General features: G+C 73.0%; 13 protein-coding genes and 1 riboswitch. Of the genes, 4 read left to right on the top strand and 9 right to left on the bottom strand.

Annotated elements, in window-relative coordinates; all coding sequences use genetic code 11:
* Positions 1-2 precede the first annotated feature (2 nt).
* On the bottom strand, positions 3-764 hold the full coding sequence (locus ACGF3I_RS18035) for a metallophosphoesterase (protein ID WP_393133064.1): 762 nt from the start codon (positions 762-764) through the stop codon (positions 3-5).
* A 275-nt stretch (positions 765-1,039) separates the two neighbouring features.
* Between ACGF3I_RS18035 and ACGF3I_RS18030 the strand changes: the two genes are divergently transcribed.
* The gene (locus tag ACGF3I_RS18030) at positions 1,040-2,833 is read left to right on the top strand and encodes an AMP-dependent synthetase/ligase (protein WP_393133062.1); all 1,794 of its coding nucleotides are present in this window, start codon (positions 1,040-1,042) and stop codon (positions 2,831-2,833) included.
* A 347-nt stretch (positions 2,834-3,180) separates the two neighbouring features.
* On the opposite strand, the gene ACGF3I_RS18025 is transcribed toward ACGF3I_RS18030, so the two are convergent.
* A complete protein-coding gene (locus ACGF3I_RS18025; protein ID WP_393133060.1) occupies positions 3,181-4,323 on the bottom strand; it encodes a glycosyltransferase family 4 protein in 1,143 nt (380 codons plus the stop codon).
* 159 nt (positions 4,324-4,482) lie between these two features.
* Here ACGF3I_RS18025 and ACGF3I_RS18020 point away from each other — a divergent pair, with 159 nt between their 5' ends.
* Positions 4,483-5,709: a glycosyltransferase 87 family protein gene (locus ACGF3I_RS18020; RefSeq protein WP_393133058.1), complete on the top strand. Its 1,227-nt coding sequence runs from the start codon at positions 4,483-4,485 to the stop codon at positions 5,707-5,709.
* On the opposite strand, the gene ACGF3I_RS18015 is transcribed toward ACGF3I_RS18020, so the two are convergent.
* From ACGF3I_RS18015 to ACGF3I_RS17995, 5 genes are all read right to left on the bottom strand, one after another.
* Positions 5,666-6,898 carry a hypothetical protein gene (locus tag ACGF3I_RS18015; RefSeq protein ID WP_393133056.1) on the bottom strand — a complete coding sequence of 411 codons (1,233 nt, stop codon included), beginning with the start codon at positions 6,896-6,898 and terminating at the stop codon, positions 5,666-5,668. The two genes, ACGF3I_RS18020 and ACGF3I_RS18015, sit on opposite strands and share 44 nt — an antisense overlap.
* 16 nt (positions 6,899-6,914) lie before the next feature.
* Positions 6,915-7,943 carry an NlpC/P60 family protein gene (locus ACGF3I_RS18010; RefSeq protein ID WP_393133054.1) on the bottom strand — a complete coding sequence of 343 codons (1,029 nt, stop codon included), beginning with the start codon at positions 7,941-7,943 and terminating at the stop codon, positions 6,915-6,917.
* Positions 7,944-8,182: 239 nt separating this feature from the next.
* Positions 8,183-9,208: an NlpC/P60 family protein gene (locus tag ACGF3I_RS18005; protein ID WP_393133052.1), complete on the bottom strand. Its 1,026-nt coding sequence runs from the start codon at positions 9,206-9,208 to the stop codon at positions 8,183-8,185.
* A 275-nt stretch (positions 9,209-9,483) separates the two neighbouring features.
* Entirely contained in the window at positions 9,484-10,845 is a 1,362-nt protein-coding gene (locus tag ACGF3I_RS18000; protein WP_393133051.1) for an NYN domain-containing protein, read from the bottom strand.
* Positions 10,846-10,889: 44 nt separating this feature from the next.
* Positions 10,890-11,144, bottom strand: coding sequence for a hypothetical protein (locus ACGF3I_RS17995; protein WP_393133049.1), 255 nt, complete (start codon positions 11,142-11,144; stop codon positions 10,890-10,892).
* A gap of 159 nt (positions 11,145-11,303) precedes the next feature.
* Here ACGF3I_RS17995 and ACGF3I_RS17990 point away from each other — a divergent pair, with 159 nt between their 5' ends.
* Both ACGF3I_RS17990 and ACGF3I_RS17985 read left to right on the top strand, forming a co-directional pair.
* Positions 11,304-12,053, top strand: coding sequence for a rhomboid family intramembrane serine protease (locus ACGF3I_RS17990; protein WP_393133047.1), 750 nt, complete (start codon positions 11,304-11,306; stop codon positions 12,051-12,053).
* Entirely contained in the window at positions 12,050-12,331 is a 282-nt protein-coding gene (locus ACGF3I_RS17985; RefSeq protein WP_393133045.1) for an Lrp/AsnC ligand binding domain-containing protein, read from the top strand. The genes ACGF3I_RS17990 and ACGF3I_RS17985 overlap by 4 nt, the downstream gene beginning before the upstream one ends.
* Positions 12,332-12,967: 636 nt before the next feature.
* Here the strand turns inward: ACGF3I_RS17985 and ACGF3I_RS17980 are convergent.
* Together ACGF3I_RS17980 and trpD are read right to left on the bottom strand one after the other, a co-directional pair.
* On the bottom strand, positions 12,968-14,395 hold the full coding sequence (locus ACGF3I_RS17980) for an aminotransferase class V-fold PLP-dependent enzyme (RefSeq protein ID WP_393133043.1): 1,428 nt from the start codon (positions 14,393-14,395) through the stop codon (positions 12,968-12,970).
* A 247-nt stretch (positions 14,396-14,642) separates the two neighbouring features.
* Positions 14,643-14,760: riboswitch (SAM riboswitch) on the bottom strand.
* Between the two features lie 94 nt (positions 14,761-14,854).
* Positions 14,855-15,919: an anthranilate phosphoribosyltransferase gene (trpD, locus tag ACGF3I_RS17975; RefSeq protein WP_393133041.1), complete on the bottom strand. Its 1,065-nt coding sequence runs from the start codon at positions 15,917-15,919 to the stop codon at positions 14,855-14,857.
* Positions 15,920-16,053 lie beyond the last annotated feature (134 nt).

The raw sequence follows: 16,053 nt of genomic DNA, 5'->3' as shown, positions 1-16,053 counted from the left end.
GATCACCACTCCAGGGCGAACGGCCGGGAGGTGGCCGCGAAGTGGCCGACGTTCACGCACTCGGTGTCCCCGACGCGCATCCGCCGCGCCAGCGGCTGGTGGACGTGGCCGAACAGGGAGTAGCGGGGCCGGGTCTTCCTGATCGCGGCGAGCAGCGCGCGCGAGCCGCGCTCGAAGCGGCGGGCCACGGTGTCGTAGACGAGCTCGGGGACCTCGGGCGGGATGTGCGTGCAGAGCACGTCGACCTCGCCCAGCGCCTCGACCTTGGCGGCGTACTCCTCGTCGGAGATCTCGTACGGGGTCCGCATCGCGGTGCGCAGCCCGCCGCCGACGAAGCCGAAGACGCGCCCGGCTATCTCCACCCGCTGCCCGTCCAGGACGGTGGTGCCCGGGCCCGCGTACTGCGGCCACAGGCCCGGCATGTCGACATTGCCGTACGTGGCGTACGTCGGGGTGGGGAAGGCGGCGAACAGCTCGGCGTACTGGCGGCGGACGGCGGCCTCGACGGCGGCCTCGCGGTCGAGCCCGGCCCACAGGGAACGCCCGAGGTCGCGGGCCTCCTCAAAGCGCCGTGCGGTGCGCAGGGCGACGATCCGGTGGGCGTTCTCGACGCCGAAGAGATCGGGGAAGATGCCGCGGGAGTGGTCGGCGTAGTCCAGGAAGAGGACCAGGTCACCGAGGCAGATCAGGGCGTCCGCCCCCTCGCCCGCCTTGGCCAGTCCCTCGGCGTTCCCGTGCACGTCACTGACCACATGAACTCGCATGGAAGCCACCTTAGGCCGTCGGACCTGCGGTTACTTCCGGGTGCTCAAAGGTGTGGACTACTGTGCGCGAAGCAGTGTCAAAGATGTGTGACGCACCGAACATCTGGCCAGAACCCCCTATCCGGAACCCACTACCGGTGGGTAACGTCCGGGCAGTCCAGTCGTGCTCGTCAGTTCCGCCCCCCACGGATCCGCCGGGCACCTGCCCGATCTTGGACCGCAGCCGGTGCGTCACACAGAGCCGTGGCACCGGCGCCCGATGAGGAGCAGCAGTCTTGCGCGAGTTCAGCCTTCCGGCCCTGTACGAGGTCCCTTCGGACGGCAACCTGACGGATCTGATCCGCCGCAATGCCGCTCAGCATCCCGATGTCGCGGTCATGGGCCGCAAGATCGCGGGTGCCTGGGCCGACGTCAGCGCCCGCCAGTTCCTCACCGAGGTGCGTGCCGTCGCCAAGGGCCTGATCGCCGCGGGCGTCGAGGCGGGCGACCGGGTCGCCCTGCTCTCGCGCACCCGTTACGAGTGGGTGCTGCTCGACTTCGCGATCTGGAGCGCGGGCGCGGTCACCGTGCCGGTGTACGAGACCAGCTCCCCCGAGCAGATCCAGTGGATCCTCGGCGACTCCGGCGCCACCCTCGCCGTCGTCGAGTCCGCGGCCCACCACGCCTCGGTCGCCTCCGTCCAGGCCGGGCTGCCCGCGCTCAAGGGCGTCTGGGAGGTCGAGGCCGCCGCCGTGGAGCGGCTCACCGCGATGGGCGCGGACGTCTCCGACGAGCTCCTCGACCAGCGGATGTCCTCGGCGCACGCCGACGACCCGGCGACGATCGTCTACACCTCGGGCACCACCGGCCGCCCCAAGGGCTGTGTGCTGACCCACCGCGCGTTCTTCGCGGAGTGCGGCAACGTGGTGGAGCGCCTCAAGCCCCTCTTCCGCACCGGCGAGTGTTCGGTGCTGCTCTTCCTGCCGGCCGCCCATGTCTTCGGGCGCCTGGTCGAGGTGGCCTCGGTGATGGCGCCGATCAAGCTCGGCTGCGTCCCGGACATCAAGAACCTCACCGATGAACTCGCCTCGTTCCGGCCGACGTTGATCCTCGGGGTGCCGCGCGTCTTCGAGAAGGTCTACAACTCGGCCCGCGCCAAGGCCCAGGCCGACGGCAAGGGCAAGATCTTCGACAGGGCCGCGAACACGGCGATCGCCTACAGCGCGGCGCTCAGCACGGAGGCCGGCCCTTCGCTGGGTCTGCGCCTCAAGCACAAGGTCTTCGACCGGCTCGTCTACAGCAAGCTGCGGGCGGTGCTCGGCGGGCGCGGAGAGTACGCCATCTCCGGCGGCGCGCCGCTGGGCGAGCGGCTCGGCCACTTCTTCCGCGGCATCGGCTTCACGGTCCTGGAGGGCTACGGCCTGACCGAGTCCTGCGCCGCGACCGCCTTCAACCCCTGGGACCGGCCGAAGATCGGCACGGTCGGGCAGCCGCTGCCGGGGTCGGTGGTCCGCATCGCCGACGACGGCGAGGTGCTGCTGCACGGCGAGCACCTCTTCCAGGGCTACTGGAACAACGAGTCCGCCACGGCCGAGGCGCTGGCCGACGGCTGGTTCCACACCGGGGACATCGGAACCCTCGACGAGGACGGCTACCTCGCGATCACCGGCCGCAAGAAGGAGATCATCGTGACGGCGGGCGGCAAGAACGTCGCGCCCGCGGTCATCGAGGACCGCATCCGGGCGCACGCGCTCGTCGCGGAGTGCATGGTCGTCGGCGACGGACGGCCGTTCGTCGGGGCGCTCGTCACCCTGGACGAGGAGTTCCTCGGCCGCTGGGCCGCGGAGCACGGCAAGCCCCTGGCGACGGTGGCGGCCCTGCGCGAGGACGCGGAGCTCCTCGCGGAGGTGCAGCGGGCCGTGGACGACGGCAACGCGGCGGTCTCCAAGGCGGAGTCGGTACGCAAGTTCCGGGTGCTGGGGGCGCAGTTCACCGAGGAGGCGGGGCACATCACGCCTTCGCTGAAGCTGAAGCGGAATGTTGTGGCCAAGGATTTCGCGGCAGAGATCGAGGCGATCTACACCCCCTGAGGGCCCGCCCCCCTGCACCCCTGCTCAGGGGCTGCGCCCCCGAACCCCCCTTTCGCGCCTGAACGGCGCTCGTCCTCAAACGCCGGACGGGCTGAAATACCCCGATGCGGGCCAGCACCAGGTAGTTAAGGGGCGCGGGGAACTGCGCGAGAAGCGACCACGGCCCGCACACGAAGGCGGGGTTGGGGGCGCGAGGAACTGCGCGAAGCAGGCCGGCATACGCATGCGGCCCAGCACCGATCCCGCCAGGGGCGCGGGGAACTGCGCGAGAAGCGACCACGGCCCGCACACGCAGACGGGGTTGAGGGGCGCGGGGAACTGCGCGGAGGGGGCCGGGCCCCGGCGGGCTACAGGAGGGTGCGGAGTTTGGTGGCGAGGAGGTCCCAGCGCCACCTCTCCTCGACCCACTCCCGCCCCCGCCCCCCCATCCGCCCACGCAACCCCGCATCCAGAAGCAGCGAAACCACCCGCTCCGCCGTGTCCGAGGCGGAGCCACCCCGCACCACCCACCCCGTCTCCCCGTCGAGCACCGCGTCCGGCGCACCCCCGGAGTCGCCCGCCACCACCGGAAGACCCGTCGCCGAGGCCTCCAGATAGACGATGCCGAGCCCTTCGACGTCCAGGCCCCCGCGCCGCGTGCGGCAGGGCATCGCGAAGACGTCGCCCGCGCCGTAGTGCGCGGGCAGCTCCGCCCACGGCACCGCCCCGGTGAAGCGCACCGAGGACGCGACCCCGGTCCGCTCCGCGAGCTTGCGCAGGTCCGCCTCGTACGGCCCGCCGCCCACGATGAGCAGCACCGCGTCCGGCACCCGCGCGAGGATCGCGGGCAGGGCGAGGATGAGGGTGTCCTGCCCCTTGCGCGGCACGAGCCGCGAGACGCACACCACCACCGGCCGCTCCGTGAGGCCGAGCCGCGCGCGCACCGCGTCGCCGCCCGAGCCGGGGTGGAAGGTCTTCTCGTCCACCCCCGGCGGAAGTTGGACCATGCGGGCCGCCGCCTGCGGGGTGAGCGCGTCCGCGATCCGCGAGCGGGTGTACTCGCCGAGGTAGGTGATCGTGTCCGTGCCCTCGCCGATCCGCCTCAACAGCTGCCGCGCGCCGGGGAGTTGGGCCCACCCCGCCTCATGGCCGTGGGTGGTCGCCACCAGGCGTTCCGCGCCCGCCCTGCGCAGTGCGGGCGCCATCAGACCGAGCGGCGCCGCCGCCCCGAACCACACCGAGGAGCAGCCGTGCTCGCGCAGCAGGCCGACGGCCCGCCGGGTGACCCGGGGGGTGGGGAGCAGCATCGTGGTGCGGTCCCGTACGACGGTGAACGGCTGCTCGGCGTCGAAGGCGGCGGTCGCCTCGGCGCCCTCGCGGCCGCGCTTCCACGTCGAGGCGTAGACGACCACCCGGTCGGGGTCGAGCCGCAGCGCCATGTTGTGCAGGAACGCCTGGATCCCGCCGGGGCGGGGCGGGAAGTCATTGGTCACGATCAAGGTCTTGTGCATCGCCGCCGACAGTACCGAACCCCGGCCGCGCAGCCGAGAGGAGCCCGCGGGGCGGCGCCGGGGAACCCCGGCGGGCCCGGCCCCGCCTGACCGCCGACACGCCGTGCCACCGGCATCATGGCTGGCTCCGGCCCCCGAAACGAGGACGAGGCGGACATCATGCACACCACCCGGCGCCCCTTCGCCGTCGCGGTCACCTGGGCCGCGACCCGTTATCTGCTGCTGCTGTGCGTCCTGCGGGTGCTGGTGCTGCCGGGCCCGGACGTCAGCAGCGACGTACGGGTGATCTACCAGGGCTGGTCGCAGGTGCTCCGTACCGGCACCTACCCCCTGGACGACGTGACCTGGCAGTACCCGCCCGGCGCCGCCCTCGCGGTCCTCTCCCCCGCCGCGCTGCCGTTCGTGGACTACGCCACGGCGTTCTTCCTCCTGGTCCTGCTCGCGGACGCGCTGGTCCTCGCCCTCCTGATGTACACGGCGGGCCGCCCGGGCAAGTCCCTGAACGGCGCCTGGGTGTGGACGCTCGGGGTGCCGCTGCTCGGCCCCACCGCGTACGCCCGCTACGACCTGATGGTGACCGCCGTGGCGGTGGCGGGCCTGCTCGCCGGGGTGCGCCGGCCCCGGGTGCTGGGCGCGCTCGCCGCGGTCGGGGCGCTGCTCAAGGTGTGGCCGGTCCTGCTGCTGGTGCGCGCCCCGCGGCGCGCCCTGACGGCCGCCGCGCTGACCGCGGCCGTCCTGCTGGCGGTGTGCGCGGCGGCGGCGCCGGGCGCGTTCGCCTTCCTCACCTTCCAGCGCGAGCGCGGCACGGAGGTCGAGTCGCTGGGCGCGCTGGTCTTCCACGCGGCCCGGCAGTTCGGCTGGGCGGGCCGGGTCCAGCTGAACTACGGCTCGGTGGAGTTCCTCGGCCCGTACGTCCCGCTGGTATCGACCCTCGCGATGGGCCTGACCGTGCTGGCCTTCGGCTGGCTGCTGCTGTGGCGGGTCAGGGCCCGGGGCCCGCTGCGCCCGAGCACCCCGGCGGACGCCGCCTTCACCGCGGTGCTCCTGTTCACCACCACGAGCCGCGTCATCAGCCCCCAGTACCTGCTGTGGCTGGTCGGGCTCGCCGCGGTGTGCCTGGCCTTCCGACGCGGCCCGATGCTGCGGCCCGCGCAACTCGTCCTGGCGGCGACGGCCGTGACGTTCCTGGAGTTCCCGATCTGGTTCTCGCACGTGGTGGCGAGCGACTGGCTCGGCCTGCTGCTGCTCACCGTCCGCAACGGCCTGCTGGTCGCGGCCTGTGTGCTCGCCGGGCGGCAGCTGTGGCGCTCGACGTGCCCGGACCGCGGTCTGCCGTCCGCGCTCAGCCCAGCTCCGCCCGTACGTACGCACGCCACTGCGCCGTGAACTCCCTTGGCGTCAGCCCGAGTTGGTCACCCATGGCCTTCTCTGCGGCGCCCTCCCGCTGTGCCTGCTCGCCGATCTCGGTGTAGAGGCGGGCCAGCGCCGCCTCGCCCCAGCGGGACGCGATCATGCGGCAGGCCAGCCAGCCGCCCTCGTACGCCCGGGCCAGCCGGTCCGCGCCGCCGTCGAAGCCGAAGTCGGCGTCCGTGGGCAGGTCCGCGGGCAGCGCGCCCGCGCGCACGGCCTTCTGGAGTTCGGGGGCTGCCTGCGCGGCGGTGCGGCCGGTGTCGCGGTAGCCGACCCAGTCCGCGTACCCCTCCGAGAGCCACATCGGGGTGGCGGGCGAGGTGTGTGCGCGGGTCGCGACATGGGTGGTCTCGTGCGTCAGGACGACCGTGCGGCCGAGGTCGCCGAGGACCGCGTAGGCGTCCGGGTTGATGATCACCCGGTCCGCCGGGGCCGTTCCCGCGCCGCCCGCCTCGCCCGTGGTCACCGCGGCGATGCCCCGGTAGGACGCGGCGGGCGCGCCGAGCAGGGCGGCCATGGCCTCCAGCGAACCGGGCACCAGGACGACGACCCGGCCGGCCCACTTCCCCGGCCAGGCCGCCGAGACGGCCGGCACCGCCGCGTCCTCGGCCGCCGCGATCTCGTGCAGCCGGGCCGGCTCCTGGCCCACCCCCAGGACCAGGCTGTGCGCGCCGTGCACGGCGGTGACCCGGCCCTGCTGCCACAGCAGCTGGGCGGCGCCCCGGGCGGGCCGGTCCCCGGTGACGTACCAGCGCGCGCCGCGCCGCTCCAGGGTCAGGGTGCGGCCGGCCGTCACGGGGGCGGTGTCGTAGCCCTGGATCCGGTAGCGCAGGTCGACCGCGGCGGTGGCCGTCGCGCCGTGCCGTTCCACGCCGTTGACCCGGTAGGCCCAGAACGTCAGGGGCACCTGGGCCAGGTTGGCGAACTCGGCGCCCTGGGCGGCCCGCAGCCCGGTCGCGGCCGGGTCGACGGCGGCCAGATAGCCGTCCGCGTCGTGCTTCAGGACCGCGGCCGCGCGCCCGTCCAGCACCCGCTGCACCTCGCCCGCGGTGGCGTCGGGGGCACGGCCCGGCGCGGAGCAGGCCGCGCCGAGCAGCAGCACGGCGAGGACGCATCCCGCCGCCCGCCCGCGCCGCGCCGTCCGTCCGCGCCCATGACCTGCCACGTCGCCGATCGTACGGTCACACGCGCGTCACCGAGGAGATGGGCATCATCCCGACGGGGTCGTAGCGCACCGGCGCGCCGGGGTAGGGGGCGTGCACGACCTGGCCGTTGCCCACGTACATCGCGATGTGGCTGGCGTCGTGCCGGTAGGCGACGAGGTCGCCGGGTCTGGCCTCGGACAGCGGCACCTGGTGGCCCGCGTAGCGCTGGGCCTGCGAGGTGCGCGGCAGCCCGACCCCGGCGCGGGCGTACGACCACTGCATCAGGCCCGAACAGTCGAACCCGGAGGGCCCGTTGGCGCCCCAGATGTACGGTTTGCCGATCGCGGAGCGGGCCGCCTGCACGGCCGCCGCGGCCCGCGAGGAGGCGGGGGCGGAGCCGGAGAGCGGGGGCAGTTCGGGGCGCGAGGAGCGCGAGGCGCGGTCGAAGGCGGCCCGGTCGGCGGTGGGCAGCGCGTTCAGCGTGCGGCGCGCCTCGGCCAGCTTCGACTCCACCGTCCGCTTGTGCCGCGCCACTTCGGCCCGGCTGCGCTCCAGTTCGGTGAGCTTGCCGGTGGCCTCGGCGCGCTGCTGGGCGAGGTGGCGCTGCTCGTGCTGGAGGTCGTGCAGCGCGCCGGCCTGGCGCTCGCTCAGCCGGTCGAGGGCGGCGGCCTGGTCCAGATAGCTGTCCGGGTCCGAGGACAGGAGCAGGGCGAGCGCGGGGTCGATGCCGCCCGAGCGGTACTGCGCCCCCGCGATGGCGCCGAGCGCGCCGCGCATCCGGTTGATCCGGTCCTGGCCGCGGGCGATGGCGTCCTGGGCCTGCCGGACCTCACGGCGCAGCTGTTCGGCGTGCTCGTCGGCCTTGTCGTACTGCTCGGTGGCCTTCTCGGCCTCCTCGAAGAGCCGGTCGACCTTGGCCCGCCCCGAGGGGGCCGGTTCGTACGGGGCGGCGCTCGCCGCGGGCGCCGCGAGGGCCGCCGCGGCCGTTGCCGCCGCGGCCGAAAGGACGGTGACGCGGGCGCTCTGGGTCAGGCCCGACTGCGAAGGCCGGCGATGGGACGCCACGGATGCCGTACTCCCTTGCACTGCGTGCGGCCCCTGCCGCCCGGGCGGGCGGCGAGTCACCGGGGGAACCGCACGCCGGACAGTAACCGGGCGGATACCCGTGGGCCAACGACCGCGCCGCCTACGCAAAGTGACGCCCCACCGGAGAACACAGGTCACCGGCGGGGCGTCGGGTCAGTATGGGGTGCCGCAATTCGCCCGATTGGGCGGTGTCGGCGACTGACGGGGGGTGCGGCGGGTCAGCCGATGCGCACACCGAACTGGAAGGGCATGTTGTTGATCGACTCGTAGCGGACGACCGCGCCGGTGTGCGGGGCGTGCAGCACCATGTTGTTGCCGGCGTACAGGCCGATGTGGTGCAGGTCCCCGAAGAACAGCACCAGGTCGCCGGGCTTGAGTTCGCTGCGGCCGATGCGGGTGCCGCGGGTGGCCTGCTCCTGCGAGGTGCGCGGCAGGTGGACGCCCGCCTGGCCATAGGCGTAACCGGTCAGGCCCGAGCAGTCGAAGCTCGCCATGCCGGTCTTGCCGAAGCTGTAGGGCTTGCCGAGCTGCGTCTGGGCCGCGGCGAGCGCGGCCGCGCCGACGCCCGAGGCCGGCACGTCCTTGCCGAGGTCGGGGCGCTCGTTGGAGCGGTTGGCGCGGTCGGTCTCGGCGGTGAGGGCCGCCTTCTCCTGCGCGGTCAGGGAGTTGAGCAGCTTCTGCGCGTCGGCGAGCTTGCCCTGGACTTCCTTCTTCTTGCTGTCGAGCACCTGGCGGGTGTCGGCGAGGTCCTTGAGCTTGTCCTGGGCCTCCTTGCGCTCCTGGGCCAGGGTGCGCTGCTTGCCCTGGATCTTCTGGAGCGCCTCGGTCTGCGTGCTGCTCAACTGGTCGAGCGCGGAGGCCTTGTCGAGGAAGTCGTCGGGGTCCGAGGAGAGGAAGAGCGCGAGCGAGGGGTCGATGCCGCCGGAGCGGTACTGCGCGGAGGCCATCGAGCCGAGGCCGCTGCGCAGGGTGTTGAGCTCCTGCTGGCCGCGGGCCACCTTGTCCTGGATCTCGCCGATCTGCTTCTCGAGCTGACCCTGCTTCTCCTTGGCGCCGTTGGCCGCCTCGGTCGCCTGCTCGGCCTCGTCGTAGAGCTTGTCGACCTTGCTCTTGACCTCGTCCTTGGTGGGCTTCGGGTCGGCCTGGGCGGCCTGCGAGGTGAGGGCGACGACCGCGGCGGCGGTGGCGCTGAGCACGGTCACACGAGTGCGGCTCGCGGGCTTGGGACGACGGTGGGACCCCACGAAGGCGAGCTCCTTCTTCCTCAGCCGCCGAACACTGCACATCCGACGGGACCCTCACGGACACCCCGAACGAGTGATCAACCACATGAAGGTACGAGGCCCGACCCTAGTGACCTTCCTGTGATCAGTTCAAATCCTGATAGGAAAAAAGACGGTCACCGCGAGGATTCTTTACTGTCATCCCACGCGCAGTAGTGGGCACTTGACGGAGCGCTCGCCGACGAGCAGTCGAATTCGGGCATTGAACACAGGAGTTGCAGAACGCCCGCAAAGCCTCAGACCCGTGAAAGCCGCTTCAGAAGGAGCAGCGAGGCGACCGGCCGGGCGCCCGCCTTGGCGACGCCGTCCGCGACCTCCTTGTCCGTCGAGACGACCACCACGGGCCGCCCCGACGGCTCGGCCCGCACCAGCTGACGGATCAGCTCGTCGGCGGTCACCCCGGGCTTGGAGAACAGCACCCGTACGCCACGGGGCGGCGCGAGCAGCACCGGCGCCGCGAGCTCCGCGCCGTCGAAGACACAGGTGACCTCGGCGCCGGTCTGCGCGGCGAGCACGGACAGGCCGCCGAGCAGCCGCAGCCGCTGCTTCTCCAGCGGCATCGTGGGATAGCCGGTCTTGGTGACGTTGTAGCCGTCCACCAGCAGATGCACCTGGGGCAGCGCGAGCAGCTGGTCGAGCAGTGCCGGATCGGTCTCCGACAGGGCGCGGGCCGCGATGTCCTTGGGCGTCATGGTGCCCGGCTCGACCGCGTCCACGGTGTCGGCGGGCCGCACCGACGCGGGCGGCAGGGCCAGTTCGCGGCGCAGGCCCTGGGCACCCTCCAGGACGGTGTCGAGCAGCAGCCGCAGCCGCATGTCCTCCACCGAACGCCCCTCGCGCACCGCGCGCCGGCTCGCCTCAAGACCGGCCTCCGCCTCGCCGAGCCGGGTCTTGAGCCGTCGGGTCTCGCTCTCGGCGGCGGCCACCTGGGCGGCGGCCTCGGACCGGATGCCGTCGATCTCGGCGGTGGTCCTGCGCAGGGCGGCCTCGCCGCGCTTCACATCGCTCTGGGCGCTGCGCAGCTTGCGCTGGAGCGCCTCGGCCTCCTTGCGGGCGGCCAGCAGTTCGGCGCGCAGGGCCTCGTTCTCGGACTTGACCAGGGCGCGGGCCTCGGCGAGTTCCTCGCGCAGCCGCTCCAGTTCGCGCCGGCCCTCCTCGTCGGCCCGCTCGGCGAAGGCGCGCTGGGCCTCCTCGCCGGCCGCGGCCACCAGCTTCACCCAGCCGGCGGGCCGCAGCACATAGGCGGCCGCCGCCACGTCGACGGGATCGGCCGCGGCCGGCGGCGAGCCCGCCTCGACGGCGCCGGCCAGCTCCGGCTGCGACTCCTTGAGCCGCTCGCCGATGCGCTGGCGGAAGACCGGGTCGCTCTCCAGCGCCGCGGCCATCGCGTTGCCGGCGAACTTGGCGCGCCGGGTCGGGGTGAAGCGGGCGTACTGCCGCAGCTGCCCGGGCAGTTCGGCGACGGTCAGGCCGCCGAACGCCTCCGACACGAAGGCGACGACCCGGCGCCGCACCCCTTCGGGCAGCGGGCGGTCGAGCACCTCGGCGGGGCCGTCACCGGCCGCAGCGGCCGCTTCCGCACCGCTTGCATGCTCCACAATCCGTCACCCCAACTGTCATCCGTACCGCGCGGGCACCGCCCTCAGGAGGCGGGCGCGGAGTCGGTACCCGGCCGGTCCACCAGCTCGATCTGGTCCACCGCGTTGCACCAGCGGCAGCGGACCGACTCGATGGTCTCACTGACCACCTCGCGTTCCTCCACCTTGGGCTCGCCCGCGAGGTCCAGATGGACGTACTCGATCACTTTCGACGAACGGGTGACATCGAAACGGGTGAGGTTTCCGCAGAGCGTGCAGCGCCACCGGGAATCGGCGGTCATCTGGGGAACGGTGGTCATGTGGTGCCGCCCTCTTTTCCACTTCCATGGTCCAGGATCTCGCGGTGCGCCGTCGAACTGCGGGAGTACTACCTGCCCGCAACCCTACGGCCTACCCGTGCGCCCCTGGCACGGCGAGGCGGTCTGTACCGAAAGCTCCCTTTGCGCCATTCTCTCCCCATGATCAAGTGGCGGGGAGCGGCGATCCTCAAGGGCGCGGTGCACGGTCCGACCGTGACGTACGGACTGATCGCGGCGTGCTGTCTGCTCTTCCTCGTCAGCCCGGTGTCCGGATTCAACCCGGCGTACGGCACGGGCGACGCGATCCTGAGCGCCCAGAGCGACTACTTCACACGCTGGGGCGTCGTACCGGACGAACTGATGGCGGGGCGCCCGCACGCCCTGCTCACGCCGCTCACCGCGCTCTTCGTCCACGGCAGCTGGCTGCACCTGCTGGGCAACATGCTGTTCCTGTACGTCTTCGGCGCGATGACCGAGGAGCGGCTCGGGTGGGCCGAGTTCGCGCTGTTCTACCTGGTGGCGGGCTACGTGGCCCTGTTCGCGTACGCGGCGGCGCACGCGGGCTCCGACCAGACGCTGGTGGGGGCGTCCGGGGCGATCTCCGCGGTCCTCGGCGCGTTTCTGCGCCTTTTCCCGCGGACGCGGGTGACCAGCGTCTTCCCCTTCCTCCTCTTTCTGCCGCTGCGCTTTCCGGCGTGGATCGTGCTGGTCTTCTGGTTCGCCCTGCAGTGGCTGGCGATCCGCGGCGCGTCGTCCGGGCCCGGGGTGGCCTACCTCGCGCACCTGGTCGGCTTCGGTACGGGGTTCCTCTACGCGTGGGCCCGTTTCCGCGGGCCGGATAGAGTGAAACGCCGAGAGCCCGTGAAGCCCGCGGGTCCGGCCGCCACCGAGGGAGAAAGCCAGCCGTGATCACCGCGATCGTGCTCATCAAGACCAGCGTGGACCGGATCCCCGAGATCGCGGAGTCCATCGCGGCGCTGGACAGCGTCAGCGAGGTGTACTCGGTGACGGGTACGTACGATCTGATCGCGCTGGTCAGGGTGGCCCGCCACGACGACCTGGCGGACATCATCCCGGGGAGCATCTCGAAGATCCCCGGGGTTGAGGGGACGGATACGCACGTGGCGTTCCGCACGTACTCCCAGCACGACCTGGAAGCCGCCTTCGCCATCGGCCTGGACGCCTAACCCGGCCCGCCCGGCCCCGGGTCCGCGCAGTTCCCCGCGCCCCTCGGCGGCACGGTGCTGCCCGGGGTTCGCGCAGTTCCCCGCGCCCCTAACCCCGGTCGTGCGCGGACCGTGGTCGCTTCTCGCGCAGTTCCCCGCGCCCCTTGGCAGGACCGGTGCTGGGCAGCACCTGCGGCCCAGCTTGCCTCGCGCAGTTCCCCGCGCCCCTGGCAGGACCGGTGCCGGGCAGCACGTGCGGCCCAGCTTGCCTCGCGCAGTTCCCCGCGCCCCCAAAACCTCCGGTCATGTGCGGACCGTGCTCGCTTCTCGCGCAGTTCCCCGCGCCCCTAACAAAACCGGTGCTGGGCAGCACCGGGCCACCTCAGCCCGTCCGGCGATTGAGGACGAGCGCCCTTAAGGCGCGAAAGCGGGGGTGCAGGGGGCGGAGCCCCCGCCGGGGTCCGAGGGGCGGAGCCCCTCAGCGGGTCTGGGGCGCAGCCCCAGGGCCAGGCACCCTCCAACCCCCCGCACGGGCGGGCGGGTGGGCAAACCCCTCGGGGTCTGGGGCGGAGCCCCAGGGGCTCAGCCGGTACAACCCGCTGCACGGGCGGGCGGGTGGGCAAGCACCCTCGGGGCCCGGGGCGGAGCCCCAGGGGGTCAGGGGGCGGGGACGCAGCGGCCGTTCACGGTGCGGTACTCCCACTTCGCCCCCTCCCGAACCAACCCCCGAACCGCCCCCACAAACCGCTCCACATGCTCATCCGGCGTCCCCGCCCCAAAGCTCACCCGGATCGCGTTCAGCGACCGCTCCCCCGGCTCCGCGCCGGGCGCACCGCACTCGCCCGGGTCCTGCGGGTCGCTGCCGAGCAGGGTGCGTACCAGCGGGTGCGCGCAGAAGAGGCCGTCGCGCACCCCGATCCCGTGCTCCGCGGACAGCGCCGCCGCGAAGTGCGAGCTGTTCCAGCCGTCCACGACGAAGGAGAGGACGCCCACCCGGGGCGCGTCGTCCCCGAAGAGCGAGAGGATCCGCACCTCGGGCACCTCCGCGAGCCCCTCGCGGACCTTCGTGATCAGGTGCTGCTCCCGCTCGACGAGCGCGTCGAAGCCCGCCTCGGTGAGCGCCTTGCACGCCGAGGCGATGGAGTACACGCCGATGACGTTGGGCGACCCGGCCTCGTGGCGCGCGGCCGTGGTGTGCCACTCGACGTCCACCCCGCCGTCCGGGCGCCGCGCGACCGTCTTGGAGGCACCGCCGCCCGCGAGGTACGGCTCGGCCTCCTGGAGCCAGTCCGCGCACCCGGCCAGCACGCCCGAGCCGAACGGCGCGTACAGCTTGTGCCCGGAGAAGGCGACCCAGTCCACGTCCAACTCCCTTACGGAGACGGGGTGGTGGGGCGCGAGCTGGGCCGCGTCCAGGACGATGCGGGCGCCGTGCGCGTGCGCCGCGGCGGCGAGTTCGCGCACCGGCCACAGCTCACCGGTGACATTGGACGCGCCGGTGACGCAGACGAGCGCCGGCCCGTAGGGGTCGCGGTCGGCCAGCGCGCGCTCCAGCGTCTCGACGGCCTGGTGCGGGGTGCGCGGGGCGTCCAGGTAGGTCACGCGTGCGTCGCGCCATGGCAGCAGCGAGGCGTGGTGCTCGGTCTCGAAGACGAAGACCTCGCAGCCGGCCGGGAGCGCCTGGGCGAGCAGGTTGAGCGAGTCCGTGGTGGAGCGGGTGAAGACGACCTGGTCGCCGGGGCGGCAGTCGAGGAACTCGGCCACCGTGACCCGGCTGTTCTCGAACAGGTCGGTGGAGAGCTGCGAGAGGTACCCGGCCCCGCGGTGCACGCTGCCGTAGTACGGGGCGTACGCGGCGACGTCGTCCCAGACCCGCTGCAGCGCGGGCGCGCTCGCGGCGTAGTCGAGCGCGGCGTACGTCACCTCGTCCCCGGTGACCAGCGGCACGGTGACGTCACGGCCGAGCACCGGCAGCGGCGCGGCGCAGCAGGGGGCGCCCGCCTCGGCCGTGGCGGGGGCGGAGGCCGTGGCGGGGGCGGAGACAGCGGTGGAGGCGGGAACAGTGGCGGCGGGGCGTGCGGACATGGCGGTATCTCCCGGCAGGTCAGGGCGAGTTGACTTCGGACCCCCGGGTACGGCGGAGCGGAGCCACATCGGTGTGCGGGCTCGACTGCCGTGCCGTGTACGGGGGTTGACCTCGAACACGCAGCCCGGAGATGGGTGCGCGGAGGGGGTGAAGAAGGGGCGGTTCGCCCTATCGCATTCGCTTGCTCACGAGACTGCTCCCTTGAGGACCAGGACCCCAGGGCTGTGACATCACGCGATGTCCAGGGGTCCGCGCTTGCCGAGGGCCTTGCTGCCCACGACCTGGTCTTCACCCGGGGCACCCCGCCACGGACGGAGGGTTGCCGGACAGCGAGCCGGGGCCTAAATCGCTGTCACTCATGACCTTGAAGAGCATCCTGCCACAGGTCCGCGCGTGCGCAAGGCGCAGTCCGCGATCCGGACTGCGCCCTGCGTCACATCACACGCGGCCGCAGCGGCTCAGGCGTTGCTCGCCGCGACCCACCGGTCCAGCGCGCCCCGGGCCGCCCCGGAGTCGACGGCCTCGGCCGCCCGGGCCATCGCGTCGCCGATCTGCCCGGCCAACGGGCCGCTCCCCGGATCGAGGGCGACCAGCGCGGCGGCCGAGTTGAGCAGGACCGCGTCGCGCACCGGGCCGTGCTCGCCGGCCAGCAGGCGGCGGGCGACGTCGGCGTTGTACGAGGGGTCCCCACCGCGCAGGGCCTCGATGGGCACGGTCTCGACGCCGACGTCGCGCGGGTCGAAGGCCTCCTCGCGCACCTGCCCGTCGCGCACGACCCACACCCGGGACGTGCCGGTGGTGGTGAGTTCGTCCAGCCCGTCGTCACCGCGGAAGACCAGGGCGGAGGAGCCCCGCTCCGCGAACACACCCGCGACGATCGGAGCCATCCTGGGGTCGGCCACTCCGGCCGCCGTGGCCCGCACCCTGGCCGGGTTGGTCAGCGGACCCAGCACGTTGAAGGTGGTGCGGATGCCGAGTTCACGCCGGGCGGCGGCCACGTAACGCAGCGCCGGATGGAACTTCACGGCGAAGCAGAAGGTGATGCCCGCCTGCTCGACCACCTCCACCACCCGCCGCGGGGTGAGCTCCAGGTTGACGCCGAGCTTCTCCAGGACGTCCGACGAACCGCTCGCCGACGAGGCGGCCCGGTTGCCGTGCTTGACGACCTTGGCGCCGGTCCCGGCGACCACGATGGCGGCCATGGTGGAGATGTTGACGGTCTTGGCGCCGTCCCCGCCGGTGCCGACGATGTCGACGCTCCGCCCGGGCACCTCGATGAGGTTGGCGTGCTCGTACATGGCACGCACCAGACCGGTGATCTCCTGGACGGTCTCGCCCTTGGCGCGCAGGGCCACCATGAAGGCGGCGATCTGGGCGTCGGTGGCCTCGCCGCGCATGATGCGGTCCATCGCCCAGGCGGTCACGTCCGCGCTCTGGTCGGCGCCGCTGAGCAGTGCGTCCAGGACGCTCGGCCAGGAGTGGGCCGCCACGGTGTCGCCTCCGGTGGGGGTAACAGCGCTCATGCTCGCTCCTGGTGGTCAAAGGTCTGGATACCGTCCGCAAGCCTATCGACAGGGGCGGGCCGCTCAGCGCCCCTGCCCGCAGTACGGACGCGGGCGCCCGCCCGGCAGCCGAAAAGGCTCCGGCCCGGCCCCGT

It is taken from the genome of Streptomyces sp. NPDC048111, assembly GCF_043202815.1.
Classification (GTDB): Bacteria; Actinomycetota; Actinomycetes; order Streptomycetales; family Streptomycetaceae; genus Streptomyces.
Note: the sequence above shows the minus strand (reverse complement) of the source record. Positions and strands in the feature narration are given on the sequence as shown.